This window comes from Terribacillus sp. JSM ZJ617 (assembly GCF_044383785.1).
Lineage (GTDB): Bacteria > Bacillota > Bacilli > Bacillales > Amphibacillaceae > Terribacillus.
This window is the reverse complement of record NZ_JBISEQ010000001.1, coordinates 1,177,021-1,201,400: the sequence shown is the minus strand read 5'-3', so window position 1 is coordinate 1,201,400 and position 24,380 is coordinate 1,177,021. Positions and strand designations below refer to the sequence as shown.

Genomic DNA, 24,380 nt, shown 5'->3' with positions numbered 1-24,380 from the left:
ATAGTAGTGGTGTCGTTTACTATTTCTGCAAGGAGTTGATAAGTTATGAGTCGTACTGGTAAATTGACTGCAAGCGCGATGTTTGTTGGCTTGATGACAGTCGGAGCAAACATTTCGGTCTGGCTTCCGTTTCTTGCTGTACCAATCGGAGGACAAACCGTACCATTATCATTGCAGCCGTTCTTCGCTTTACTTTCTGGATTGCTGTTAGGCTATAAATGGGGAGCCTACAGTATGATCTGTTACGTATTGCTTGGTCTGACGGGGTTGCCGATATTCGCAGATCTCTCAGGAGGATTTGGTGTCTTTGCTGGTCCCACTGGCGGTTTCTTGCTATCTTTCATACCTATTGCCTTTATCGCTGGATTCATCATGGAAAAGACATCTATACGATACCGGGCATTCGGGGCGGTAATCGCTGGTGTAATTGTAAATTATCTTTTGGGTGTCACGTATATGTATGGCGCCATGCACCTTTGGATGGGTGTGGATATCAGCTACTTGGCTGCTTGGATCAGTATGATTCCATTCTTTATCAAAGATTTCGGTTTCGCTATACTTGCAGCCCTCTTTTACCCTAGAGTGGCTCATGCTTTCAAAAAAGGTAAAGTGACATATAATACTTCGTTTAAATGACATTTTCTCAGGGAAATTTAGTTATAATGAGTACATCATATATTATAGCTTTTTCTCTGAAAGGATGTAGCAGTACATGTCATTGTTACAAAATATGCCACTATGGAGTGCGTTGATTGCCATCGTTTTCGCACAAGTAATAAAAGTACCCATCCGCGCGATTGCCGATAAGCGCATCCAGGCCGATCTTGCATTCAGTACGGGAGGTATGCCGAGCAGTCATTCAGCAGCAGTGGCTGCCCTGACAACCTCGATCGGCTTTGAAAGCGGACTTGATTCCCCTATCTTTGCCGCATCCTTTGTCTTTAGCATCATCATCATGTTCGATGCATCTGGTGTAAGAAGACAAGCTGGTGAACAAGCGGTATTGCTTAATTTGCTATTGAAGGATTTCCAGCGCTTTGTAGACGAAGCAAAACACTGGGGCAGTAAACAAGAGTTCGAAAAGAATCGTGAAATCAGGGAAATGCTCGGACATCAGCCGATTGAAGTCTTTTTCGGCGCCCTGACCGGCATTGGTATTTCTCTAGTCATCTATTTGCTGTTTTAATTGCAAATGCAGCTGCTTGCTTCCGAAATCACGCACAGGAAGCTGCCTCTGTTCATATTGGATGACGTCCTCTGCAGTTAAATTCGTCAGCTGGCTCCATGTCACATACATAGCTGTAAGCCAGAGGGAACAAAGGAGTGCTCTAATGCACCATCGTCGTATCATATCTTTCACCTCTGGTACCAGCATCGACAAATGAGAATATCCCTATACAAAAGAAAAGCAGCCATATGGCTGCTTTTTGTTTAGCTGAAGATATTGAATTTCCCTTTTTTCAAAACCAGTCCTACACCGCCAAGCTGATAAAGATAGCGATTATCCGATGCCTTCTTCATCACATCTGCTGGCTTTCCGAACAGCTTCTTGCCCATTACCATACCCATGGCATCACCGCCTCCCAAGGAAGCCAGTGTACCTTTGATTTCCGGCACGAATTTTTGAGTGTTTCTTTCTTTACGGATGAGTGCTTTTAGATTTTGGGCACAGTTGTAGCCCATCTGTGTAGCAATTTGTGCAGTCGGCGGATATGGTTTTCCGGTTTCATCATTTATCACTGCAGCACAATCGCCGACAATAAAGATATCGTCATGATGCGGGTCTCGCAGATCGTCTGTGACCATTACCTTACCGCGATTTACTTCAAATCCAGATTCCTCCAAAATCGAATTTCCTTTGACACCGGCTGCCCAAACAGTTGTATTGGTTTTGACCGTATGCCTCTCGCCTGCTTTTTCGTAAACGATGCTGTCGGCCGTCACTTCCTTAAGGAAAGCATTCGTCTGGAATTCTATACCGCGGGATTCCAGTGAGTTCAAGGCGTATTCTACAAGCTGCGGATCAAATCCCATCATGACGGAAGCACCTGCTTCCACAACGATAACACGTACTTTATCGCGGTCGATATCATATTCCTTACACAGTTCTGGTATACGTTCTGCTAGTTCTCCAGCAAATTCAATGCCCGTGAAACCGCCTCCGCCGATCACGATATTAAGACGCTCTTCTTTCTTTTCCGTTTCATTGTTATACACAGCGAAATTGTGCTCGATATGCTCTCGAATCAAACGGGAAGAATTGATGCTCCGAATCATGTACGCATGGTCAAGCAGACCATCAATCCCGAAATTCGCCGGTTCAAAACCTAAGCCTACAACAAGATAATCATAGGAGATTTCGCCGTTTTGCATCACCAGCTTTTTTTCGTCCGGTTTGATTTTCGTTACCGTATCCTGTACAAAATTGACTTTTTTTGCATCGATAACATCCTTGATGGCAATCCGTGTCTGATCATGATGTCTCGTCCCTGCTGCGTTTTCATGGAGCCATGTTGTCTGATAATGGTAATCATGCTTATTGACGAGTGTAATGCTCGCCTCGTCCGCTCCAATCAGTTTCTGAAGTTTCACTGTCGTGATCAGGCCGCCGTAACCAGCACCTGCAATCACAATTTTGGGTTTGCTCATCTTCGATCACATCCATTAACATAGTTTGGTTTTTCCTAAGCTTCAGCAACCTAACAACACATTAATTTTTTTGTTTGTGATACTATTCACTTTATAAAGCAGATGAAAACATAAAACTGTCACAAAACCGTCATCAATATTATGGTAAACGTTTTCTTTCCTTTTATCAACCAAAAAAGGGGAAGCTTATCACGTACCAGGGCATACTACCATACATTAAAAATCCTTCTTCTTACTCATATTTCAGCAACTATGATAAAATACCAGGTGTTACGTTTAAAAATACTAGGAGGAACCGGTATGTCAGATCAAGTTTATGATGTGACCATCATCGGTGCAGGTCCAGTCGGACTTTTCACCGCATTCTATGGTGGGATGCGTCAGCAAAGTGTCAAAATCATTGAAAGCCTTCCCCAAGTGGGCGGACAGCTTTCTGCTTTATACCCAGAAAAATACATCTACGATATTGCAGGCTTCCCCCAAGTCCGCGCGCAGGAATTAGTGGACAACCTGATGGAACAGCTTAAACGCTTCGATCCAACGATCGCTCTTGGTGAGTCGGTAGATAAAGTCGAGCGTTTGGAAGATAATACATTCCGCATCGAAACAGATAAAGACGTGCACTTCTCAAAAACGATCATCATCACAGCAGGAAACGGTGCCTTCCAGCCGCGTCGCCTGACTGTTGAACGATGTGACGAGTTCGAGGGTGTCAACCTGAATTACTATGTGGATAATATGCAGAAATACGCTGGCAAGCGTGTTCTATTAGCAGGTGGCGGCGATTCGGCTGTTGACTGGGCGCTGATGCTTGAACCGATTGCCAAAGAAGTCATTCTCGTGCATCGCCGCGATGAATTCCGCGCCCATGAGCATAGTGTGGAACGACTCATGCAATCCAATGTTAGAATCATGACTCCTTATACACCAGTTGAAATGCTTGGTACCGACCGCATCGAACAGGTTGTTCTGCAGAAGGTGAAAAGCGAAGAAACGGAAACGATCGATGTGGACGAAGTGCTCGTCAATTACGGCTTCATTTCTTCCTTAGGTCCGATCAAGCAATGGGATCTGGAAATCGAGAAAAACAGCATTGTTGTAAATACAAAACAAGAAACGAATATTCCCGGCATATACGCTGCAGGTGATATTTGCACATATCCTGGCAAGGTTAACCTGATCGCCTCTGGTTTCGGCGAAGGCCCGACTGCCATCAACAATGCCAAAACATACATTGATCCAGACGCACGTGTACAGCCTAAACATTCCACAAGCATGTTTTAAATAACACCGCACCGGTTACCTTTATGGAAACCGGTGTTTTTTTATACTTCTTGTATAAGGAAGCCTGTCTATCACACACTAGTATCGATAAAGGAGGAGCTGTATGGAAAACGAATTTGAACATCGATTGATTCCGCTTGCCTCAATAAAGAGCGGAACAGAAACAACCGTCTCCCCAACTGTTCATGGCTATCTTGACAGAATAGTGCATGTCTTTTTCATTGAAAATCCTGTTACAAAAGAATGGGTGCTTGTCGATGCTGGAGTCCCTGATACAGCAGGCAATATCAAGAAAGCTGCTGCTGAACTATTCGGAGAAGGCGCCAAACCAGCATGCATCATCCTCACACATGGTCACTTTGACCATGTCGGCAGCATCGTCGAGCTGGTAAAGGAATGGGATGTCCCTGTCTATGCGCATGAGCTCGAGCTTCCATATCTAACGGGACAGCTAGATTATCCGGAAGCTAAGACAGATGCTGGCGGCGGACTGATCACCAAGCTGTCCAAAACGTTTCCGAATGCCGGGATCGATTTAAGCAAACATGTACGGCTCGTTCCGCTCGACCATCAAGTACCGCATCTTCCTGGCTGGGAATGGATCCATACGCCTGGCCATACTCCCGGACATATCAGCTTATTCCATACAGAAGACAAAGTCTTGATTGCGGGGGATGCGTTCACGACTGTGCAGCAGGAATCCCTGCACAAAGTGCTCACGCAGCAAAAGGAATTCAATGGTCCTCCCCGCTACTTTACAATGGACGAGCAAGAGTCCTTCCGCTCCATCAGGAAGCTGCAAGAGCTGCATCCGCAAGCGGCAGGTACTGGACACGGAATGCCTGTATTTTTTGACGAATTGGAAGCGGGCTTAAAGAAACTAACTGAAACAAAAAAATAGGAGAAGGGATTATACCCTTTCTCCTATTTCTGCTTTCTTCTTCAATTTTGGTACTGATTTGCGGATTGTCATCTGACGGAAATCCTGCTCCAATTCTTCCAGTGTCCGATCCTTTGTTTCCGGAAGGAACTTTTGGATAAAGAGAATGGCAGCAATCCCCAGGACAACGAAGATCAGGAAGGTGCTGGATAGACCAATTGCACTTAACAGTACTGGGAACGTCAAACTAATCGTGAAGTTCGTCATCCATTGGAAGAATACTGCGATTCCCATCCCCATTCCACGCAGTCTGGAAGGGAAAATCTCTGCCAGCATCAGCCATGTGACTGGTGAAACAGCTCCCTGCTGGAAGGCAAGGAATGTGACAGTAAGAGCTAGCACCATGTAAGGAAGTGCTGTTGTTCCTTCAAAGAAAGTAGCAGCTATCGTAATAAGCAGCAGCGCACTCGTTGTACCGATAAAACCAACTGTCAGCATCTGCCTGCGCCCTACTCTGCCTAGCAGCCAGATACCAACAAATGTGGCAAGTACAGAAATGACACCATTAGCAATATTACCAATCAGTGCTGCTTTTGTTCCAAATCCTGCATTACTCAGAATCTCTGTTCCGTAATACATAATGGAGTTAACCCCGGTGATCTGCTGAATAATACCAATACCCATACCAATAAACACAATTTTTCTGATCCATGGTATTGCAAGATCTTTGTATGTAGCCTTATCTTGCTTCTCCTCTTTTTCCACTGTCTTGCGAATTTCCGCCATTTCCTGTTTCGCCTGATTTCTGCGGCGTATCTTCGAAAGAATTTGGAAAGCTGTCTTCAGCATACCTTGCTGTGCAAGCCATCTTGGGCTTTCCGGCATGACTAGCATCCCGAACCAAAGTACGATAGCTGGCAAGGTCGCAATAACCAGCATATAACGCCAGATATGACCTGTATCACCGAACAAATTCCCGAGTGCAGCGTTGGAAGTATAAGCAAGCAGCTGACCAGTTACGATCATCAATTCATTTTGCGTTACCATTCGCCCGCGCTTCGCTGCTGGAGACATCTCCGCAAGGTAAGCCGGGACGGTTACGGAAGCACCACCGACGGCCAGACCAAGCAGGACGCGGAAGATAACCATCGTCTCCGTGTTCGGAGCGAATGAACAGCCCAATGTCGCAATAAAGAATAAAACAGCAAGATACAATATAATACGTCGACGGCCTATCTTATCGGCAAGCTTCCCGCCGAATACAGCACCGAATGCTGCTCCTAGCAGCAGCGAACTGGCAACAACACCTTCTGTCAGCGGGGTCAGGTTAAGCTGATCGGACTGCCGCATAAATGGCAGAGCACCATTGATGACTCCTGTATCATATCCAAACAATAATCCTCCGAAAGTAGATATGATGGCGATCCATCTCAGCCTTCGCTTCGAATGTTTTCCATCATCCTCATTCTGTGGGACGTGCCCTTTTTCAGTCTCGTGTTTGTCCATATTTTTCTCCTCCATTTACGCATTTGACTGCTGCATGAATCATGCCTTTACCCTTGTTTGTATGTAGAGGGTGGTAGAAGTTATATACCCGTCTTTTATCAAAATAATCACTTTTGTTATATTACAACTCTGTTTCAATTAAACAGTTGTACCACAGCAAACATATTAATTGTCGTTTTCCCCCATAAAAAAGACATAACAATATCTTTCTTTATAGCAGAAAATCCCCACCTGATAGTCAGGAAGGGATTGTTTTATTTACACTCTTTCACTTAATCCAGCTTTTTTATTCAGTTTTGGAACAGTCTTACGAATCTTTTTATTACGGAAATCGTGTTCCAATTCCTCCAGTGTACGGTTTTTCGTTTCTGGCAGGAATTTTCGGATAAAGATAATCGCACAGACACCTAGTACAACGAAGATAAGGAAAGTACTTGATAATCCAATTGCGCTAAGCAGTACAGGGAATGTCAAACTTACAGTGAAGTTCGTCATCCAGTGGAAGAATACAGCTATTCCCATTCCCATTCCGCGAATACGGGAAGGGAAGATTTCAGATAGCATCAGCCACGTAACCGGGGAAACAGCCCCTTGCTGGAATCCTAAGAATGTAACCGTAAGTCCCAGTACCATATATGGCAGCGCAGGACTACCCTCAAAGAAGGTTGTGACGATGGTAAGCAAAAGCAATGCACTTGTCGTTCCGATGAACCCGATTGTAAGCATCGGTCTCCGGCGAACCTTACCTAATAACCAAATACCGAAAATAGCGGCAGCAACGGAAATGATACCATTTGCGATATTACCTATGAGTGCCGCATCACGGCCTAATCCGGTTTCACTTAAAATCTGCGTACCATAATACATGATAGAGTTAACACCAGTTATTTGCTGGATGACACCAATACCCAAACCGATCAGCACAATGTTTCTGATCCATGGAATAGTCAAATCTTTAAAGGAAGCTTTATCCAGCTTCTTCTCTCTTTCAACAGTTTTCTTAATTTGTTCAATTTCCTGTTTCGCACGGTTTTTACGGCGAATCTTCAATAAGATTTGAAAAGCGGTCTTCAGCATACCTTGCTGCGCAAGCCATCTTGGGCTTTCCGGCATGACAAGCATACCGAACCATAAGACAAGTGCAGGAATTGTTGCAATAACAAGCATATAACGCCAGATATGAGCTGTATCTCCGAACATGTTTCCAAGAAACGCGTTAGAAGAATAAGCAATCAGCTGGCCAGTAACGATCATCAGATCATTGATTGTAACCATTTTTCCTCTTGATTCAGATGGAGATACTTCAGCTAGATAAGCTGGAACTGTTACGGATGCCCCACCGACAGCCAGACCGAGCAAGACTCGGAAGACAATCATCGTCTCCGTATTTGGTGCGAATGAACAGCCTAAAGTTGCAATAAAGAATAAGACAGCTAAATATAAAATGACACGGCGGCGGCCAATTTTATCTGCCAGCTTCCCGCCGGATACAGCACCAAATGCAGCTCCTAGAAGCAAGGAGCTTGCTACCATCCCTTCCGTTAACGGTGTCAGATTCAACTGATCCTCCTGACCCATGAAAGGCAATGCCCCATTGATTACACCTGTATCATAACCGAATAATAATCCACCAAAAGTGGAAATGAATGCGATCAGTCTCAATCTTCGTTTCGAACTTCGACCATCATCCTCCATTTGAGGGACTTGCCCTTGTCCGTTAGCTTGTTTGTCCATCTTTCTCTCTCCTCCATTTTTTGCATATGTCTGTTGCAAAAACAAACAATGCTTTCACCCATGATTTATATGGTAGGAGTTATATACCCGTATTTTATTAATATAATCACATTCATACATTACAATATTTGGTTTTGTACATGAAAGAGGTCTTATAGAGTTCTATAGACTTATCATAGATTTTTGGTCATAGTTACAGTTTCCACGTGAATTCCATTGGGCTTTACGACTGTTTCACTGTCGGTTATATAAAATTCATTCTTTTTGTATAAATTGATATTTCTTATTTCTGACAGCCTCACCTGACAGCAAAGCACAGCAAAATCATAGGCTGCTGCATAATCTTCTAATGCCTGAAGCAGCTGTCCTGCTATTCCTCGGCCTCTTTCTTCTGGACATACAGACAGGCGAAAGAAATATATAGCATCGTCCTGTTCTTTAAAACGGACGGTTCCTAAAGCTGTTTCACCCCCCCAGTGTTAGAAGGCTTTTTCATTCTCATTTAAAGAAGTTCTGATCGAGTCCGCATTTTCATTTAAAGCACTGGAAGGAATCGCCTTATGTCTATTTTCCTCAAATGCAGCAAGCATGACACGTGTTGCCAAAGTAATCATGATAGACCTCCTTTGATGACATACATGAAATTTTGAACTGCAGTCGAATTCCAGTACACACATTTACCCAGATAAATGGAAAAGCAGAAAACTACACTGAGTTGGGAAATAAAAACTTACTCGATAGCTATTAGGTGATAAAAATTGTTTCTTTCATTATATAAACAAGTGAAACTTACCCTTATTTTCCCAATACCGGAATTCTAGTTTATATTTTACAATTTAATAGAATTACTCATTTATTGATAGGAGGAAATATAAAATGAAGAAAAGTAAAATCTTAACGCTCTTTTTTATCAGTCTCGCAATGGTGTTCGCTTTATCTGTCTACCTGCAGCCTTCTAAAGTACAAGCGGCCACTGCCAACACACCTGTTGTCTTTGTTCATGGTTTAACTGGCTCCGATTCAAATTTCTATTTCATTGAGAGATACCTGCAGGGGCAAGGCTGGTCAGAAGATGAACTTTATTCTATTGATCTTCCAAGCAAGCAAGGGCACCAAGAATTGAATTCAACTGCCATAAAAGGATTTGTCAATGATGTACTAGAGGAAACAGGCAGTGACAAAGTTAATATCGTAGCCCATAGTATGGGTGGAGCAAACAGTCTGTATTACATATTGAATAAAGGCGGAAGTGACAAAGTAGATAAACTGGTAACGCTTGGAGGAGCAAATAGACTGACAACCAGCGCTGCACCTGCTGGTATAGACACTACTTCTATCTATTCTACAAGTGACTATATCGTGAACCCGTCTCTTTCTATCCTATCTGGTGCGGATAATATCCGAATTTACGGTGTATCTCACATCGGCCTTTTAAACAGCTATCAAGTAAATGGCCATATTAAAGCGGCTCTTCAAAATTAAAGGTCTTCTGTATGCAAAATAAGCCTTCCTGCCGTTTGCAAGAACAAACGGCCAGGAAGGCTTATTTATGCATCAGCAATTCTCAGGCGTACCAGCATTCGTCGCTGTCTTAAATGACGAACCGCACCCGCAGCTGACGATGGCGTTCGGGTTATCGATCGTAAACCCGCCGCCCATCATATTTTGTTTGAAAATGCTGATTTTAAAGTATTTTTAGTTATTATGTCGGGTTATAAATTGCAAAATAGATTGTTAATAACATACTATCTCGATTGTTTATATCGCTAACTAATTCTAACCCAAAACAGCACTTGAGACAATAACTAGTTCACGTAGAACACACGTGAAACTCTGTTTATAAAGCTATTTTGCACGATAATTACACGGTACTATCTTCGGCTCTGAGTGCGGGGGTATTACTGCTACCTTATATATTAGAAAACATGACATTGGAAATGGTAGAAAGCTTCCCCTGTATACTCAAGCTATATTGTTACACTCTAAAAAGTTTAATTTATAAGTTATCTATAACTAAACTCTCCATTTCTGAATAATGAGTCATATCTAATTCCTTAATAACATCCATTATCTCATCTACAATATTTTTACTCTCGCCCAATAGATTGTCTATAGCATTATCACTAAATTCTATCGTCGCATTATGTGAATACTTGTTGATAAACCTGTAAACTCTTTCCCTTCTTTGAACATCACTTATCGCCGCCTCTAGCAATTGATTAAAGTCATTTCTCTTTTTTGGAAATTTGAAAGTGAGGAAGCCTTCTAATAATTTTCTGGACAGGTTTGATACCAAGAAAGCTTCATCTAAGGATAGTTCTTCACTTCGCTTAAAGGAATAAACTTTATGAAATAGATAATGGTATTCAGAATTGTACTTTATTAGAGCATCTTTTGCGTTAGTTATAAAAGACCTTCTTTCGCTACTCTCTCCTATACTTTCAATTGCATAACACCTTGATTTAACCTTATCTCTTTTATTTTTCCCCAACATCCAATCCCTACATAATTTGAAGAAAACAAAATTATGGGTTAGTACGAATAACTGTTTAGCCTCTTGACAATGAGCTCTTAAAAATGCGTAAGCACTAAATAAGTTATTCGAATCAAAACTGGAAATAGGGTCATCTATTACAATAATTTGATTACTAATCTCATTGCCCTTTTCTCTAAGCTTAGTAATAAAATAAACAAAAGCTAACGCTGTTTTTTCTCCCTCACTTAAATTCTTCGCAGCTTCCCTAGTCCTAGTCCTAAGTATCCTATATCCTTTCTTAAGTTTATCAAATTCCAATGATATCTCATTATGACCGATAAACAACTGTAATTGTTTATTAAATTCTTCTGCACCAAGACTTTCATTCGATAGCTCTTTTTCTATTAGGAACATAGATTGGTTAATCATATTTAAATCGGAATCTAGTTCCTGTATCTTTAATTTTATATTATTCTTTTCCTCTTCAGCATAAAAATAGTCATACTCTTTTAATGCCTCGGCAGTGTAACTCAATTCTAGTTTATGCTTTTGTTCTTTAGTTTTTGTTTGGTAATTTTCAAATTTGTAATTATGTAATTTAATTATTTCGTTCAAAGAAACAATAGCGGTATTATATTCCTGAAGTAAGGAAATAGAAATTTCATCTAGTTCTGTTACTTGCAATTTCTCAAAAGGATTTTTATTTTTTTTATCTAGAACGTTGACCCAATTTTCTAGTTTATCATTAATATTTTTTTCTGTTAGAGTTAGGATGTTCATTTGATTATTAAAAGCATCATAAAATTCTTCGTACAAGGAATAAAGCAATGCCTTTTCATTCGAAGAATTTAACATTTGCTTCCGAACCCATTCTTTGGCTGTTATTAATTTTTCTTTAAATTGTTGGTACTCATCATTAAAATGCTTTTCCAATTCCTCAAGTCGGGAGCTTGGTATAAGTTGTCCACAAAATTCACATATTCCAGTTATAGACCCGGAATGTAATTTAAATCCTTCCTCCACCCAGTGACTAATTACTTCGTTGTCTTTAAGGCTTTGAACTGTTTGGTTAATGATAGAAGTATTAATTAAAGTCTTAATTCTCTCGCTACCCTTTATTAGCAAATCTTCATCTAAAGTGTTAAATACAAAATCAATCTTACTTTTTGATTCTGGTTTTATAGATTTTGTTACATTAATGGACTCTTCTTCTGTCAACAATGACTCAACACTCTGTACTTTATCTTTATATACCTCAATAAATTTTTCTAATCTAGTCCTGTTGTAGTTTAGATAATACTTATCAGATGTATCTATAATTTTAAATCTTTCTTTTACATGCTTTGCAGTTGATGAGAGGAAGTTTTGGTTACTTTTGTATAAGTTGTCGTACTTATCTTTAAGGTCTTTTTTTAATTTTACTATTTCTTGCCTTTTAATTTCATATTCTTTAATTTTTTTCTGTTCTTCGATTTTCTCTTCAGATATGAGCAAAATACTTTTAACAGTATCATTCCAATCAATATTATCATTTATAAAATTCGAGTTAAATACTGTCATTAATAGGTTAGATTCTTCAGTATCTTGATATATCTTTGAACCATCCTCTAACTTAAACTCATATTGACTATCTTTAAAATCTGAAGTTTTTATATCATTATTTATTATTGCAAAAAGCTTTGACAGCGTACTTTTACCGCTTCCATTCCACCCATAAATTAGGTTAAACTTAGCAAAATCATGCAAGTCAGACTGCTTTTGATAATCCTTATATATACCAAAGTTATTTATTCTCTCTATACTTTTTATCATCAAAGCTAACCTACCTTTACTTTTTATGATATTGTAACTTTTTTCCTATTTTCATTATAATACATTCTATCTATTTTTCACCTTAATTACAAAAACAAAAAGAAAGATTTTTGATTACTATTGTAGATAAAATAAAAAACACCCTTTTTGGGTGCATGCAATGTTTATTACTATCACATCAATTCAAATACCTGGAAAGGGATATAACTCTAATAACAAAATGAACGATTATTTATCAATAAGCCTTTTGAGTTCCTCTTTGCTCAGCAAAGTTTTTTTACTATGAAGCATACTATGGCAATTAGAACAAACTAAATCTATATCAGCAACTCTAGTTACGTCACCGTCTTTTAATTCTGATACAGGAACTGTGTGATGCCCTTCAATAAAGTCCTGTCCAATTTCCCCATATTTCTCATAAAAATCAAAACCACACACTTCACAAAATAGTCTTCCATTTCTATCCTTAAAGCGTTTCTTCGCAAGTCTAATTACTTGGGGATTACGCTCTCTAACAAAGTGCTGCTTAAAAGTCTTTTTTCCTTCTTCAAATGCATTATTTCCATCAATATTATCAAACTTAGGATAGAATGCATTCGACTCTAAAAAATGTGATTCTTCCGGTAACTCTAATCTCCCTTTTTTGTATTCTTCCAAATCCCTTTCGTACCGTTCTTTCACGGTCACATTTTGATTTATTAATCTTAAGAGTGACCTAGTAGGATTCAATTTATGAAGATTAAATAAGATTTTTATTGAATCGTCCCCTAACTTTTCATCTAACAACTTTAAATGTGCTTTATGCATAGGCTCAAGAAATAATTTTCTTAAGGCTGTCATTCTGTCTTGGTTATATAATTGGAGAAATTCATCGTATGACATATCTAGCATTCTTATTTTGTCAACTCGATAACGAATAATAGCAAATACCGAATTAAATCCTTTCGGCTTTGAAGACTCCTGGGCTTTCTCCCAATAGTATTCTTTAAAATATTCAAGTTCATCTTCTGTATCGATTAATATCTGCAATTTATTCATCTTATGATTAAAGTGTTTATAATTAGGGCTAAATCCAGTACTAAGGTATTGCAAGGTTTCACTAGTAAACTCCATTATTACACCTCACTATATTTTCTTTAACTCCGCATAAATCGTACTTCTTGGAACACCCGTTAAATTTGATATATCTTTTACACTCATTCCGTTTAAATCTCTTTCATTGTAAAACTTCAATGCTTTTTCAATTGCTTTTTTATCCTGCGGTGGTCTCCCCATATGTTTACCCTGTTTTTTAGCCCGCTCTCTTCCTTCACTTGTCCTTTCAACAATTAAATCTCGTTCAAATTGAGCAAATGAGCCTAATATGTTAAATAATAATGTTTGTAGGGAGTTATTATTTTTACCTGCTTGAAAATCAATATTTTCTTTTAGAAATTTAACACCTACTCCCTTTTGATTCAGTTCCTTAACAATATTATGTAAGTCAATTATAGACCGTGCTAAACGGTCAATCTTAGTCACAACAAGAATATCACCATCGCTTAAAAATTTAATTGCTTCTTTTAATTCATCTCTTTTAACTGTGGTTGTTCCCGTTATCTTCTCATAAAATACGCGCTTACACCCTATTTCCTCTAATAACTGCCTTTGTGTTTCTAATCCATTTTCTTGTCCGACTGTAGAAGTTCTAGCGTATCCAATTAACATTGCATAAACCCGCTTTCTATTCAAAAGTTAGTTATCTTCTGTACAATCAATTATAGACTATCTTCTAGACAAATCCAAGTATGAAAAATATATCTTTTAGACAATTTGAACATCGTGGTTAGAAGTTGAAACTTCTAGACAAAACGCAATTTATAGTTTTTATACAAGCATTATTTAGACTTATTTAACTCATTATAAAAATCCAAATAAAAAAGCCTTTACAAAGGCTTTTAAGATTAATTGTTATCAATAAGTGTCATTAGAATTAATAGTCTAAGTGTGTTGATTTACCTTCTCAAAATAGTTTTTCCTCTTCTCCAATGGTTATCTAAATACTCAGACCAAATTTCTTCTTCCGATATACCCCTAATACCACTTCTTCTATTAACCAACCTAGTATAGTATACTGTATCACACAATAGATGCGATATTACCCTCCTGAATAGTTCATATTTTTGTGTAGTTACACCATCAGATAGGTCAGGATTAAAATCTTTATGAATCTCTGTTCCTGCATGTACATATTCTGAGCGTAAGCTATATACACTTTTTAATAATCTTGCAATTTCAATATCTGATACGTCATCTAATCTTACTAGTCTTGAATATAAGACAGCTAATTTATTTCGTTTAGCATCTTCCTGTTTTAATAATATATTCTCACTTGCAATAGTCATTAATAACAATGAAATACTAATGCCTTGATAAATATTCCTATTTCTTTCTAAGTCAATTGCTTCTTTGAATAATTTAAATCCAACAGTAAATTTATAAGTGATTCTTTTTTCATGACTATTATAGAATAGTTCATGAAAAATCTTAGTGTATAATGTTCGGTATGATTTTTCATGAAGGAAATCCAAATTTATTTTACATGTAGTATCAAAGTTAGCCGCCATATGATTAATGCGCCAATCTTCTTTACCGTACACCAAAATATGGTATGCGTTCCCCACATCAAATGGACTATAAAAAATAGGATATTCATATTTTGGATATACTCGTCCCCAATAGAGAGCTTGCAAGATACTATTCGCATAAAAGCTAAATTTTCTCGCCATATTGTATACATAGTTATATTGATGCCTTACCCTTATTGCTAGTAATGGATGCTCAAAAAAATGCTTTGACTTCCTAGTTGTATGCTCCACTCTAGACTTTGCTTTTGCCATAGAAGTTCTGCCTAACCGCCTTAAAACATCTGTTTTTTCTTCTTTATTTCCTCCAATAAATACAAAATCTTTAAATCTAATAGTTTCAGTTAAGTAGGCATTTCTAAGAGGAAAAACAATCCAATTTTCAGCAATATTTCTCTTTAAACCATCATATAAATTATTTATAAGGTCATCAGCATCATTAGTACTAAATCTGTTTTCTGATTGAGGAATAATATCTTCTAAATGAGAGCATACCAAAGACTCAGCAAGTTCAAATTCAAAAATATCTTTGTATAAAGGATGTTCGAAGGCTACCTCTAATAAATTCTTCAAAGAGTTATTGCTGTAAGCAGAAATCTCCGTAATATCTATTCTTTTAGCATGATAAAGGAGTGACAAAGCAAACTTTCTTAGTTTTTCCATTTTTTACAACTCCCGATATTTGTCTACCTTAATGCCTTAAAGTTATTGCAAACACATTAATATATCTGTTAGTACAATAAGATAGTATGTCTAGTATATTCTTTTCTCATTCAAATGTACGATTTTACCTATAATAGATTATATAATAGTTGCTATCCGTAGATAGTATCTCAAAGCGTATTCCCCATAACTATAGTTTCTTATGTTAAGTCTTTGATTAGCATTATGTTTCCATTTAAGTTAATTAACTATCTTTAAACTTAAGGCTAATCAAAGATTTACTCTGTACGTTTTTACCTATAATAGATAATTAAATATTGAGCTTTTCGCAAGAAAAGCCAATTAACTGATTATCTTTACAATACTCTCATATTGTCTTCTAGGTAACATTTCCTTTATTGTCTTTTTATCAAAGTAGAAAAGTATACAAGAATTAAATGAATCTACATATTTTGAATCTTCATCCACTATTTTGAATTGGGTTTTATTTTCCTTTAATTTAAGTTCAATATCAATTTTGTAAACGTTTGGTTTCTTTTCTTTTTTTAATTTTCCATTGCCATCATAATCAGGACGATTACGTTCTACTATTTTCAAAAAACCATTTTCCTCAAGTATATTTATTAAGTTTCTTGTTGTTTTCTCAGTTAAGCCGCTCGACTCACTCATTTGCTTATATGTCATATAAAAATTACCGTTTTTAATAGCATATCTTTTGCTATGTACAAGTAAACAATATGCTAAAATCTTTTCGTTCTTAGATTTTAATTTCATTATTTCTTTAGTTTCATCATATGTAATATATAAGTCTTTTTTTACTACTGTTAGATTTACTTCTTTCTCGTAAATATATTCTGTTATTAATTCAATATCTTTGACACAATCTCCCCATTTAGTGGTATAACACCTCGTGTCCTGTTCGCCCATCCATTCGATTAATGCCGAGTTACACTCCTCTACAGTATGACCTTGGTGCCGAAAATACTTTGCTAACTTAAATAATGAGTTGTGTCTTGTTCCTGTTATAGTTAAACCGTTTTGCAATAAACTTTCTATTGCCTCTATAGTTTCTCGTTCTTGTATATTTTCCCCATATATCTTTAGAGGAGTATACTGGTTATCAATAAACCCCTTAGTTTCTTCTACTTCTATTACTTCTCTCTCATCAAGTACGTCGCGTTCACGCTCTAAAATATCATAAATAACGTCAGCACTCATTTGTTTGATTTTTAGTATGTAATTTTTATTCCTAATTGGCTTTAAACCCTTATCATAACTTACAAACCAACAACGTTTTTTTCTTTTGTTTCTAAAATTGATTCCTAAAGGAATTTTCACTCCTTGTTTCATCGCATTAGGTCTATATTCTACTTCTCCATAATCAATATTCAACAAATTACTCATATTCAATATCATAAGATAAAATTCATAAGCAACTTCATTTTTAATTGGTATATTAAAGTGCATTTCTATGTGATAACCTTTATTGCCAGATAAAGATATATGTATATCATTTTCTGGCACTCCAACTTCTATCAAAGATGCAACAATACGATAAACTGTCCATTTGGCTAGTTTTTCATCTACAACATCCACGTCAAAGCATATAAACTTAGTATAGAATGAAGAAGCAAAAACACCTAAAGTTAATTTCCCATCCAAATGCCGCTGAATTGTGTAATCATTTAACGAATATACATTAGAATTTTTATATCTATTAAATGTTTGATAGTTTCCACGCTCACCTAAAATTAAATATTGGTATCTTGCCATTATGTAAAGTTCATTTATTTTCCTTATTATTTCTTTATCCTTATTACTCAATATAATCCCCTTTTCCTTGAAGAAAAAAGAGGTTGTTCCATATTTTTATATATTCACGTTTATTATTCGCTTACAAATTAGTCAAAACTTTATGTTTAGAAACACCCCTTCATTTCTGCTTAATTGTTAATGTATGATAATATTCGCTATTACTTTGTAGGTTCCTACAATCAATCTCTAATCAGTGTATAAGTACAATCACTTTCTATCACCCAAAGATGATTTAGTTAATCCCTAAAATTATCCCCTTTCCAAAATTCATTCCTCTTTTTTATTATTAATCTATTGACAAAAGATATTGATTAAGTGTATTATTATATTATAGTCAATAAGTTTATATAAATAAGAGGTTTTCTCTATATTATACTATAATATAGAGAAAATGTCAATACTAAAACCCTATCTATTTTAGATAGGGTTTTATATATATAGTAGTCAATCAACTAGATGCTTTATGAAAAATACTTAATGTGCCCTAGATTAGATAAAATCAGAATTTTATTTAATCTTTTCAACAATTATGCTTTATGGTAGTTCTAATTCCAACGAACTATACTGCCCACCAAGTTCAGTCAAAAGATTACTAGTATCTCTTGTATATGTTAAATAAGAACCTGTTGGAGAAGTAGCCAAACTAACATATATAGAGTGATTCGAGTAGTAGTCTTCAAAATCCTCATGTAGCTCTCTATATTTTTCAGGTGGATTTTTCAGTTCTTTTACGTTGTCTTCTATAGTAGTTTGTGCATTTTCCATGCTATCATATATCCCTTCAGATAATAGGACATTGCGTACCGTTTCAAGAGCAGCATTAAAATCTCCTCTTCCAATGTATTCTCCCCTAGGGTTAACTCTAATCTTATCTGTAGGAACATTATCTATAACTACTGATTCTTCTACCCCTAAATATTCCGCAATCGCACTTACATACAAATCATTTTCAATAGTTACATTCCAAACGTCACTATACATATATATAATTTGTCTAGACGATTCATTCACTTGGTTTATGGCATCGGTTGTGTTACTTAATAATTCTATATATTCTTCTTCTCGATTTTCCCTCTCTTCTTCCGCAGCTGCTTGCTGAGATTTGTGTTGACTTATTAGATACCAAGTCAAACTTACTCCAATAATAACCAATGCCAAGATACCAATAAATTTACTTTTTTTATAAAAGGGCTTTTTCTCAGTTAAATTTTCCTTTACCTCCACAATAATACTCCTCGCGTATATATTTTTACCTATTACAATTGTATCATCTTATTTACAGTACAAGTATCTTATTCCAATAATTTCTTGATTCATCTTGTCTTTTTTATTATTTGCATTACCGGAGAATGAATATCATGACTTTTTCGGAGGTCATCAGTATCCATTTGTATGTACCTTCTCATGGTTCTAATGTCTGACCATCCTCCCATCTTTTGGAGTGTGAAAGCATCGCAACCATTTAGTGTCATGTTTTTTGCCCACGTATGTCTATAAACATGCGCAGTGACTTTTTTATCTTTTATTCCTGCCTTCTCACCGTAGTATTTTAAACGCTTGTTAAAATGGTTCTGACCTAGAGGCTCACCATAAGAGGATAAAAATAATCTGTCAGTGGAAAAGTGCTTTTTATTTTCATTTACTAATTGAAGTAATAGTTTCACTGTATGAGCTGATATTGGAACTAGCCGTGGCTTACGATTTTTATTTCTTTCTCCATCAAGAGTTATAAACCTAGTTTGAAAATCAACATCAGTTATTCGTAAACTAAGCAATTCATTAGCTCTAATACCACTATCCAATAATAAAAGCATTGCTACATAATCTCTAAAACCTACATAATCTCTTTGGTTTGGTTGTCTTAATAATTCTTTGACCTCATCATTTGTAAAACAATTTGTAAGGTCTATATCTTGTCTTAATAGCCTTACATTAGACATAGGATTTACCTCGATTAACTCCTCTCTTTCCAGAAAATTGAACATTGCTCTGTAGACTCTTAAACGGATATTGATTGTAGTATCAGACAGTCCACGCCCTTGGTCATTATGAATGTACTTGTGTCCTTGATATTTAGGTGCATCGTATTTAAGGTAATTAATATAGTCTCTAAATATGTGAGGAGTTAATTTATCTACTGTCTCAATTTCATAATTTCTTTCAAGCCAAGTTATAAAATAACCCCAATCCTTTCTATAATCTTTCATTGTTCTTTCTCTCAACCCCTCAGCACTCTTACCTGCTATGACTAAATCAATCGCTTGTTGTAGTGTTAAGGCAGGAAATTCCCTTTGATTTGACATCTTCCCTACTGGTTGTCGTTTCTTTCTCTTATTCAAAGACATAAAAAAACCTCCTCCAACAGTTATGTTTTAGACATAAACTATCGAGAAGGCATGTAATTTACAACCTTAGTTTGCTATTTAAAGGATTGTTAACACAGTTTTTATGGACTGTGTTTATTACAAATCCCCTTGTAATTAATAACCCTGAACAACTAACTCAATATATCAGCAATTCTCAGGCGTACCAGCATTCGTCGCTGTCTTGAATGACGAACCGCACCCGCAGCTGACGATGGCGTTTGGGTTATCGATCGTGAACCCGCCGCCCATCATATTTTGTTTGAAATCGATCGTCGTGCCTTGGATAACCGGAATGTCCATAGAACGGATGATGACCGGGATATCGTTGACCTCTTCGAATGTATCCAACTCTTCATTCTTTTCGTATTCAAAGCCGAGACTGTAGGAAAGGCCGCTGCAGCCGCCGCCTTTTACGCCAAAGCGCAGCAAAACAGTTTCTGCTTCTTCTTCCTTCATCATTTCCTTGATCTGAAGGCTCGCACTGTCGGTAATATTCAATACCATGTTAGGTTACCTCCCCATTCTAATCTTACTGTAAGTATACGCTCCTATACGCTGATGCTCAAGCACCGTGCTCCCAGTGAAAAATACCAGATACAGTCTTCTCGGCAGCACCACGCATCCAGACGGAACCATCTTTTTCCCAGCGGATGAACAGATCGCCGCCGCTAAGATGCACGGTTACCTCTTCTCCGTATGGTGCTTTGCCATTTTGAATGGCTGCAACAACTGCTGCACAAGCGCCAGTACCGCATGCCTGGGTGACACCAGAGCCGCGTTCCCATACACGGAAATGCAATTCTTTCTCGGAAACCATTTCGATGAACTCTACGTTAACACCTTCTGGGAATCTGGGATCATTGGTAATAACCGGACCCTGGGTATAAAGCGGTGCTTCCTCAATGTTATCGACAAAGAATACGGCGTGTGGATTGCCCATGCTCACTGCTGTGACTTGAAGCTGTTCTTCACCAGCTTCAAAAGCTTCGTTGACGACTTCCTGACCAGTCTCACCTAGCATCGGAATCAATTCACGCTGTAAAATCGGTGCTCCCATATCAACTGTCACTTCATGCACATGCTCTTTTGTGCCATGGACTTGCGCTTCTACTTGGCCTGCCTTCGTCTGAATCGTGAATGTATCATTTTCTACCAGACCGTTCTCATAAGCATATTTGGCAACACAGCGCAGGCCGTTACCGCAATTCATCGCTTCAGAGCCGTCCAGATTGAAAATACGCATGCCTACGTCACATGTTTCGCTTGGATGGATGAGGATCAAGCCGTCAGATCCGATTCCGGTATTCCTGTCTGCAACAGCAATCGCAAGCGGTGCGAGCATGTCCTCCTCGAGCTGGAATTGAAAGAGATTCACGAAAATGTAGCTGTTTTTTAAGCCATGCAGTTTTACAAAAGGGATATCCATTGTCATTTCTCCTCTACTATGAAAAAAGCCATGGCCTGCGAAATGCAGACGCACGGCCAATTAAAATAACGGATTTTCTTCGATGAACTTGTAGACGTTTTCGACAAGCTCATCAGGTGTCTCAGCTGTCACCGGTTCGCCATTTACGAGTGCGAACATGTGTTGGGCACAAATGCCGCAAAAGCTTGTACAGCCATATTCTATCACATCAAGGCCTGGGTCACTGTCCAGCTTCTCAAAAGCCGCCTGCGAGCCGGAGGCCAGATTGTTAACACAAAATTCAATGATCGGATTCATCCCGCTCATCTCCTATTCTAGGATGTAACGCTATCAAGTGATAATCCTACCATAAGGCGGGATATCAGCACAACTAGGTTGCGCTGACTGTTTCAACAGCTTTCGTGACTGCCTTAATCGAAATGATTCCTTCCCCAGCTATTTCATCATTGACAAGAACAACTGGATAGAACAAATCCTCTTCTATTACCTTCGCAGCGAATTGTTTGTGCTTTTCTTCATCAGGCGGCTCATTGATGTCAATGTACTCGAATCGAAACTGTTTGTTTTCGAACTTCCTTGCCAATGCGGCCTGCAGCCATTCATACGTGTCCTTGGAGCTTGGTGCATTCACACAGCTTGCACAGATAATATCAGCTCCATAAACGGTAATATTAGTGGTCATCCGGCTCCATCCTCTCGTATACTGATAGCTTCAGTTTACCGTAACAATCACGATGTTGGAATTTATTTTTTAATTGATAGAATTTCTCAGTTAGCCAGCGTGGATTTTTTGCCCGAAAGGATTTATAATGAATATATAATCGTAAGGGGGATAATGGATGATGGAAAACCAAGTACAAGAAGTTTTGAATAAATTGCGTCCATTCTTGCTGCGTGATGGCGGCGACGTCGAGCTAGTCGATGTTGATGAAGGTATCGTGCGTCTGCGTCTCATGGGAGCATGCGGCAACTGCCCAAGCTCTACGATCACATTGAAAGCCGGAATTGAACGTGCCTTGATGGCAGAAGTTCCTGGAGTGCGTGAGATCGAGCAAGTATTCTAATACATTGATAGAACCACGGAAAAGTGAAAGCTTTCCCGTGGTTCTTTATTTATACGCAAGACATTCCATAAACGACAATGATAAACCCACAGAAATCATCCGGTTTCTGTGGGTTTTGTTAAGCTTCAATAGCCAACTCGACTGCGCAGCTCCCTTTGGCAGCACAAGAAAGCAAAAGCCATTCAAATTCAGGATACAATTTCTGATAGTGTGAATGAACCGACTCCGCTCGGGCTTCATCAACTAAAGCAATCATTGTCGGCCCAGCTCCGCTTAAATAGACACCATATGCTGCTTTCTGAAGTGAGTCCGCGATTTTCTTATAATGGGGAATCATTGACTGCCTGTAGGGCTGATGGAAAAGATCCTTCGTCAACATTTCTCCGAGCAGCTCCCAGTTTTGCTGCAGCAAAGCAGCAACGGCTACATTCGCAATGCCACTTGCCTTCACAGCGTCTTTATACAGGAGCTGATCTGGAAGAACTGCTCTGGCATCTGCTGTTGCGAGCTCGAATGATGGAATAACTGCCAGGAATTGTACATCCTTAATTAGTGTCTGCACATAATGGACTTTGTCATCATAATAGCCGATTACACACCCACCTAAAATGGATGGTGCTGCGTTATCAGGATGTCCTTCCAAACTGACAGCGATATCGAGCTTTTCTTCATCACTCAACTGAAGCGCCAAAAGACAATCAGCAAGTTCAATTCCTGCGACAAGGGCGGTGGCACTGCTGCCTAATCCTCTAGCCAGCGGAATATCACTACTCATTCGGACTGTACATGCCGGCAGATCACTATATCCATAGCGATCCGCAACATAAATGGCCGTTTCATAGATCATATTGTCCTTACCTGCCGGAAGTCCTTGTACAGCTTCCGACATCGGAATGAATTCCCACTCTGAACCAGGCTGGACTTCCAGCTCCAAATACAGATCTAAAGCGATCCCAACTGAATCGAATCCTGGTCCGATATTGGCAGTGCTTGCGGGTACGCTTATTTGCCAGCGTTTCATTACATCCGCTCCCTGATGGCGTCTGCAATCACCTGTTCTTCGTTCGGGAGGACAACCGGCTTGATAGTACTGTATTCTATTGCTGTATTCGGATCCTTCAATCCGTTTCCAGTCAGTACACTAACGACTGTTGCACCTTTGGGCACCTCACCTTGCTCCAACGCCTTCAGCAGTCCAGCGAATGAAGCACAAGATCCTGGTTCAGCGAAAATTCCTTCCTCACGGGCGATTTTTTGATAAGCAGCGATAATCTGCTCATCTGTCACTTCATCGATTGTTCCGCCTGATTCATCTCTTGCAGCGGTTGCTTTCTGCCAGCTTGCAGGATTACCAATACGTATGGCAGTACCGACTGTTTCCGGATTGTCGAACACCCTATCATGCACAATCGGAGCTGCCCCGCTTGCTTGGTAGCCTTTCAGTACTGGAAGACTGTATCCTTTTTCTAGTTCATATTCCTTGAAACCTTTCCAGTAAGCACTGATGTTACCTGCATTGCCAACCGGAATGAAGAGATAATCCGGCGCTTGTCCCAGTTGTTCGCACAGCTCGAAGGCCGCCGTCTTCTGTCCTTCGAGACGATATGGATTGACAGAATTCACGAGTGCTACCGGCTCGGTTTCACTTAAATGCCGTACAACACGCAGTGCATCATCAAAATTGCCTTCGATCGAGAAAATTTCCGCTCCGTACATGACAGCCTGTGCCAGTTTCCCTTGTGCAATTTTACCTTCTGGAATGACGACGAAGCAGCGCATACCAGCACGGGCTGCATATGCAGCTGCTGAAGCAGATGTATTGCCTGTGGAAGCACAGATGACTGCTTTCGCCCCTGCCTCTTTTGCCTTGGCAATGGCCATGACCATACCGCGATCCTTGAAGCTTCCCGTCGGGTTCGCTCCTTCGATTTTCGCATAGGCCTCGATACCATACGCTGCTGACAGCTTTTCAAGTTTTACTAAAGGTGTATTTCCTTCTCCTAAACTTAATGCTGGTGTTTCCTCTGATATCGGTAAATGATTCTTATACGCTTCTAAAAGACCTTTCCATCCCATGCTTC

At 38.7% G+C, this 24,380-nt stretch carries 24 protein-coding genes and 2 pseudogenes; 6 read left to right on the top strand and 20 right to left on the bottom strand.

Annotated features, from left to right (window positions below; all coding sequences use genetic code 11):
- The first annotated feature begins 45 nt into the window (after window positions 1–45).
- Both ACH6C1_RS05990 and ACH6C1_RS05985 read left to right on the top strand, forming a co-directional pair.
- Entirely contained in the window at window positions 46–636 is a 591-nt protein-coding gene (locus tag ACH6C1_RS05990; protein WP_374075449.1) for a biotin transporter BioY, read from the top strand.
- 76 nt (window positions 637–712) lie between these two features.
- Window positions 713–1,186 carry a divergent PAP2 family protein gene (locus ACH6C1_RS05985; protein ID WP_095224311.1) on the top strand — a complete coding sequence of 158 codons (474 nt, stop codon included), beginning with the start codon at window positions 713–715 and terminating at the stop codon, window positions 1,184–1,186.
- On the opposite strand, the gene ACH6C1_RS05980 is transcribed toward ACH6C1_RS05985, so the two are convergent.
- Window positions 1,163–1,351, bottom strand: coding sequence for a hypothetical protein (locus tag ACH6C1_RS05980; protein WP_374075447.1), 189 nt, complete (start codon window positions 1,349–1,351; stop codon window positions 1,163–1,165). The two genes, ACH6C1_RS05985 and ACH6C1_RS05980, sit on opposite strands and share 24 nt — an antisense overlap.
- Before the next feature lie 80 nt (window positions 1,352–1,431).
- Entirely contained in the window at window positions 1,432–2,649 is a 1,218-nt protein-coding gene (locus ACH6C1_RS05975) for an NAD(P)/FAD-dependent oxidoreductase (RefSeq protein ID WP_374075445.1), read from the bottom strand.
- A 300-nt stretch (window positions 2,650–2,949) separates the two neighbouring features.
- Between ACH6C1_RS05975 and ACH6C1_RS05970 the strand changes: the two genes are divergently transcribed.
- Window positions 2,950–3,933 (top strand): NAD(P)/FAD-dependent oxidoreductase, encoded by a 984-nt coding sequence (locus tag ACH6C1_RS05970; protein ID WP_095224313.1) that lies wholly within the window; start codon window positions 2,950–2,952, stop codon window positions 3,931–3,933.
- 103 nt (window positions 3,934–4,036) lie between these two features.
- Window positions 4,037–4,834 carry an MBL fold metallo-hydrolase gene (locus ACH6C1_RS05965; protein ID WP_374075443.1) on the top strand — a complete coding sequence of 266 codons (798 nt, stop codon included), beginning with the start codon at window positions 4,037–4,039 and terminating at the stop codon, window positions 4,832–4,834.
- Between the two features lie 9 nt (window positions 4,835–4,843).
- Here the strand turns inward: ACH6C1_RS05965 and ACH6C1_RS05960 are convergent, their stop codons facing one another.
- The 4 genes and pseudogenes from ACH6C1_RS05960 to ACH6C1_RS05945 form a co-directional block, all read right to left on the bottom strand.
- Window positions 4,844–6,319, bottom strand: a complete 1,476-nt coding sequence (locus ACH6C1_RS05960) for a sugar porter family MFS transporter (protein ID WP_095224315.1) — start codon at window positions 6,317–6,319, stop codon at window positions 4,844–4,846.
- Window positions 6,320–6,577: 258 nt separating this feature from the next.
- On the bottom strand, window positions 6,578–8,014 hold the full coding sequence (locus tag ACH6C1_RS05955) for a sugar porter family MFS transporter (protein ID WP_374075590.1): 1,437 nt from the start codon (window positions 8,012–8,014) through the stop codon (window positions 6,578–6,580).
- A 212-nt stretch (window positions 8,015–8,226) separates the two neighbouring features.
- Window positions 8,227–8,508: pseudogene (locus tag ACH6C1_RS05950) on the bottom strand (GNAT family N-acetyltransferase); the annotation flags it as partial.
- Between the two features lie 24 nt (window positions 8,509–8,532).
- A complete protein-coding gene (locus tag ACH6C1_RS05945) occupies window positions 8,533–8,667 on the bottom strand; it encodes a hypothetical protein (RefSeq protein WP_374075440.1) in 135 nt (44 codons plus the stop codon).
- Between the two features lie 262 nt (window positions 8,668–8,929).
- Between ACH6C1_RS05945 and ACH6C1_RS05940 the strand changes: the two genes are divergently transcribed.
- A complete protein-coding gene (locus ACH6C1_RS05940) occupies window positions 8,930–9,535 on the top strand; it encodes an esterase/lipase family protein (RefSeq protein WP_374075438.1) in 606 nt (201 codons plus the stop codon).
- 72 nt (window positions 9,536–9,607) lie between these two features.
- Here the strand turns inward: ACH6C1_RS05940 and ACH6C1_RS05935 are convergent.
- From ACH6C1_RS05935 to ACH6C1_RS05880, 12 genes and pseudogenes are all read right to left on the bottom strand, one after another.
- A pseudogene (locus ACH6C1_RS05935) lies at window positions 9,608–9,727 on the bottom strand (iron-sulfur cluster assembly accessory protein); the annotation flags it as partial.
- Between the two features lie 322 nt (window positions 9,728–10,049).
- Window positions 10,050–12,341 carry an AAA family ATPase gene (locus ACH6C1_RS05930; protein WP_374075436.1) on the bottom strand — a complete coding sequence of 764 codons (2,292 nt, stop codon included), beginning with the start codon at window positions 12,339–12,341 and terminating at the stop codon, window positions 10,050–10,052.
- A gap of 228 nt (window positions 12,342–12,569) precedes the next feature.
- Window positions 12,570–13,454 carry an HNH endonuclease gene (locus ACH6C1_RS05925; protein ID WP_374075434.1) on the bottom strand — a complete coding sequence of 295 codons (885 nt, stop codon included), beginning with the start codon at window positions 13,452–13,454 and terminating at the stop codon, window positions 12,570–12,572.
- A 12-nt stretch (window positions 13,455–13,466) separates the two neighbouring features.
- Window positions 13,467–14,048: a recombinase family protein gene (locus tag ACH6C1_RS05920; RefSeq protein WP_374075431.1), complete on the bottom strand. Its 582-nt coding sequence runs from the start codon at window positions 14,046–14,048 to the stop codon at window positions 13,467–13,469.
- 287 nt (window positions 14,049–14,335) lie between these two features.
- Complete coding sequence (locus ACH6C1_RS05915) at window positions 14,336–15,628, bottom strand: hypothetical protein (protein WP_374075429.1); 1,293 nt, start codon at window positions 15,626–15,628, stop codon at window positions 14,336–14,338.
- Between the two features lie 342 nt (window positions 15,629–15,970).
- Window positions 15,971–17,452: a TOTE conflict system archaeo-eukaryotic primase domain-containing protein gene (locus ACH6C1_RS05910; protein ID WP_374075427.1), complete on the bottom strand. Its 1,482-nt coding sequence runs from the start codon at window positions 17,450–17,452 to the stop codon at window positions 15,971–15,973.
- Window positions 17,453–17,977: 525 nt separating this feature from the next.
- Complete coding sequence (locus ACH6C1_RS05905) at window positions 17,978–18,667, bottom strand: hypothetical protein (RefSeq protein ID WP_374075425.1); 690 nt, start codon at window positions 18,665–18,667, stop codon at window positions 17,978–17,980.
- Window positions 18,668–18,756: 89 nt separating this feature from the next.
- Window positions 18,757–19,788: a tyrosine-type recombinase/integrase gene (locus tag ACH6C1_RS05900; RefSeq protein ID WP_374075423.1), complete on the bottom strand. Its 1,032-nt coding sequence runs from the start codon at window positions 19,786–19,788 to the stop codon at window positions 18,757–18,759.
- 165 nt (window positions 19,789–19,953) lie between these two features.
- Window positions 19,954–20,313, bottom strand: coding sequence for a HesB/IscA family protein (locus ACH6C1_RS05895; RefSeq protein ID WP_095224319.1), 360 nt, complete (start codon window positions 20,311–20,313; stop codon window positions 19,954–19,956).
- Window positions 20,314–20,371: 58 nt separating this feature from the next.
- Window positions 20,372–21,235 carry a diaminopimelate epimerase gene (gene dapF / locus ACH6C1_RS05890; protein ID WP_374075419.1) on the bottom strand — a complete coding sequence of 288 codons (864 nt, stop codon included), beginning with the start codon at window positions 21,233–21,235 and terminating at the stop codon, window positions 20,372–20,374.
- A gap of 60 nt (window positions 21,236–21,295) precedes the next feature.
- Window positions 21,296–21,532: a YuzB family protein gene (locus tag ACH6C1_RS05885; protein ID WP_038564957.1), complete on the bottom strand. Its 237-nt coding sequence runs from the start codon at window positions 21,530–21,532 to the stop codon at window positions 21,296–21,298.
- Window positions 21,533–21,605: 73 nt separating this feature from the next.
- Entirely contained in the window at window positions 21,606–21,917 is a 312-nt protein-coding gene (locus ACH6C1_RS05880; protein WP_374075416.1) for a YuzD family protein, read from the bottom strand.
- Window positions 21,918–22,074: 157 nt separating this feature from the next.
- Here ACH6C1_RS05880 and ACH6C1_RS05875 point away from each other — a divergent pair, with 157 nt between their 5' ends.
- Complete coding sequence (locus tag ACH6C1_RS05875; RefSeq protein ID WP_038564952.1) at window positions 22,075–22,299, top strand: NifU family protein; 225 nt, start codon at window positions 22,075–22,077, stop codon at window positions 22,297–22,299.
- Between the two features lie 118 nt (window positions 22,300–22,417).
- Here ACH6C1_RS05875 and thrB read toward each other — a convergent pair whose 3' ends face one another.
- Window positions 22,418–23,320, bottom strand: a complete 903-nt coding sequence (gene thrB / locus ACH6C1_RS05870) for a homoserine kinase (RefSeq protein ID WP_374075414.1) — start codon at window positions 23,318–23,320, stop codon at window positions 22,418–22,420.
- Window positions 23,320–24,375: a threonine synthase gene (gene thrC / locus ACH6C1_RS05865; protein WP_374075412.1), complete on the bottom strand. Its 1,056-nt coding sequence runs from the start codon at window positions 24,373–24,375 to the stop codon at window positions 23,320–23,322. The genes thrB and thrC overlap by 1 nt, the downstream gene beginning before the upstream one ends.
- Between the last annotated feature and the right edge of the window lie 5 nt (window positions 24,376–24,380).

Bases quoted from the DNA above. Each gene is read 5' to 3' on its own strand.
- ACH6C1_RS05990 (WP_374075449.1), top strand. From the start codon at position 46: ATGAGTCGTACTGGTAAATTGACTGCAAGCGCGATGTTTGTTGGCTTG.
- ACH6C1_RS05985 (WP_095224311.1), top strand. From the start codon at position 713: ATGTCATTGTTACAAAATATGCCACTATGGAGTGCGTTGATTGCCATC.
- ACH6C1_RS05980 (WP_374075447.1), bottom strand. From the start codon at position 1,351: ATGATACGACGATGGTGCATTAGAGCACTCCTTTGTTCCCTCTGGCTT.
- ACH6C1_RS05975 (WP_374075445.1), bottom strand. From the start codon at position 2,649: ATGAGCAAACCCAAAATTGTGATTGCAGGTGCTGGTTACGGCGGCCTG.
- ACH6C1_RS05970 (WP_095224313.1), top strand. From the start codon at position 2,950: ATGTCAGATCAAGTTTATGATGTGACCATCATCGGTGCAGGTCCAGTC.
- ACH6C1_RS05965 (WP_374075443.1), top strand. From the start codon at position 4,037: ATGGAAAACGAATTTGAACATCGATTGATTCCGCTTGCCTCAATAAAG.
- ACH6C1_RS05960 (WP_095224315.1), bottom strand. From the start codon at position 6,319: ATGGACAAACACGAGACTGAAAAAGGGCACGTCCCACAGAATGAGGAT.
- ACH6C1_RS05955 (WP_374075590.1), bottom strand. From the start codon at position 8,014: ATGGAGGATGATGGTCGAAGTTCGAAACGAAGATTGAGACTGATCGCA.
- ACH6C1_RS05945 (WP_374075440.1), bottom strand. From the start codon at position 8,667: ATGATTACTTTGGCAACACGTGTCATGCTTGCTGCATTTGAGGAAAAT.
- ACH6C1_RS05940 (WP_374075438.1), top strand. From the start codon at position 8,930: ATGAAGAAAAGTAAAATCTTAACGCTCTTTTTTATCAGTCTCGCAATG.
- ACH6C1_RS05930 (WP_374075436.1), bottom strand. From the start codon at position 12,341: ATGATAAAAAGTATAGAGAGAATAAATAACTTTGGTATATATAAGGAT.
- ACH6C1_RS05925 (WP_374075434.1), bottom strand. From the start codon at position 13,454: ATGGAGTTTACTAGTGAAACCTTGCAATACCTTAGTACTGGATTTAGC.
- ACH6C1_RS05920 (WP_374075431.1), bottom strand. From the start codon at position 14,048: ATGTTAATTGGATACGCTAGAACTTCTACAGTCGGACAAGAAAATGGA.
- ACH6C1_RS05915 (WP_374075429.1), bottom strand. From the start codon at position 15,628: ATGGAAAAACTAAGAAAGTTTGCTTTGTCACTCCTTTATCATGCTAAA.
- ACH6C1_RS05900 (WP_374075423.1), bottom strand. From the start codon at position 19,788: ATGTCTTTGAATAAGAGAAAGAAACGACAACCAGTAGGGAAGATGTCA.
- ACH6C1_RS05895 (WP_095224319.1), bottom strand. From the start codon at position 20,313: ATGGTATTGAATATTACCGACAGTGCGAGCCTTCAGATCAAGGAAATG.
- dapF (WP_374075419.1), bottom strand. From the start codon at position 21,235: ATGGATATCCCTTTTGTAAAACTGCATGGCTTAAAAAACAGCTACATT.
- ACH6C1_RS05885 (WP_038564957.1), bottom strand. From the start codon at position 21,532: ATGAATCCGATCATTGAATTTTGTGTTAACAATCTGGCCTCCGGCTCG.
- ACH6C1_RS05880 (WP_374075416.1), bottom strand. From the start codon at position 21,917: ATGACCACTAATATTACCGTTTATGGAGCTGATATTATCTGTGCAAGC.
- ACH6C1_RS05875 (WP_038564952.1), top strand. From the start codon at position 22,075: ATGATGGAAAACCAAGTACAAGAAGTTTTGAATAAATTGCGTCCATTC.
- thrB (WP_374075414.1), bottom strand. From the start codon at position 23,320: ATGAAACGCTGGCAAATAAGCGTACCCGCAAGCACTGCCAATATCGGA.
- thrC (WP_374075412.1), bottom strand. From the start codon at position 24,375: ATGGGATGGAAAGGTCTTTTAGAAGCGTATAAGAATCATTTACCGATA.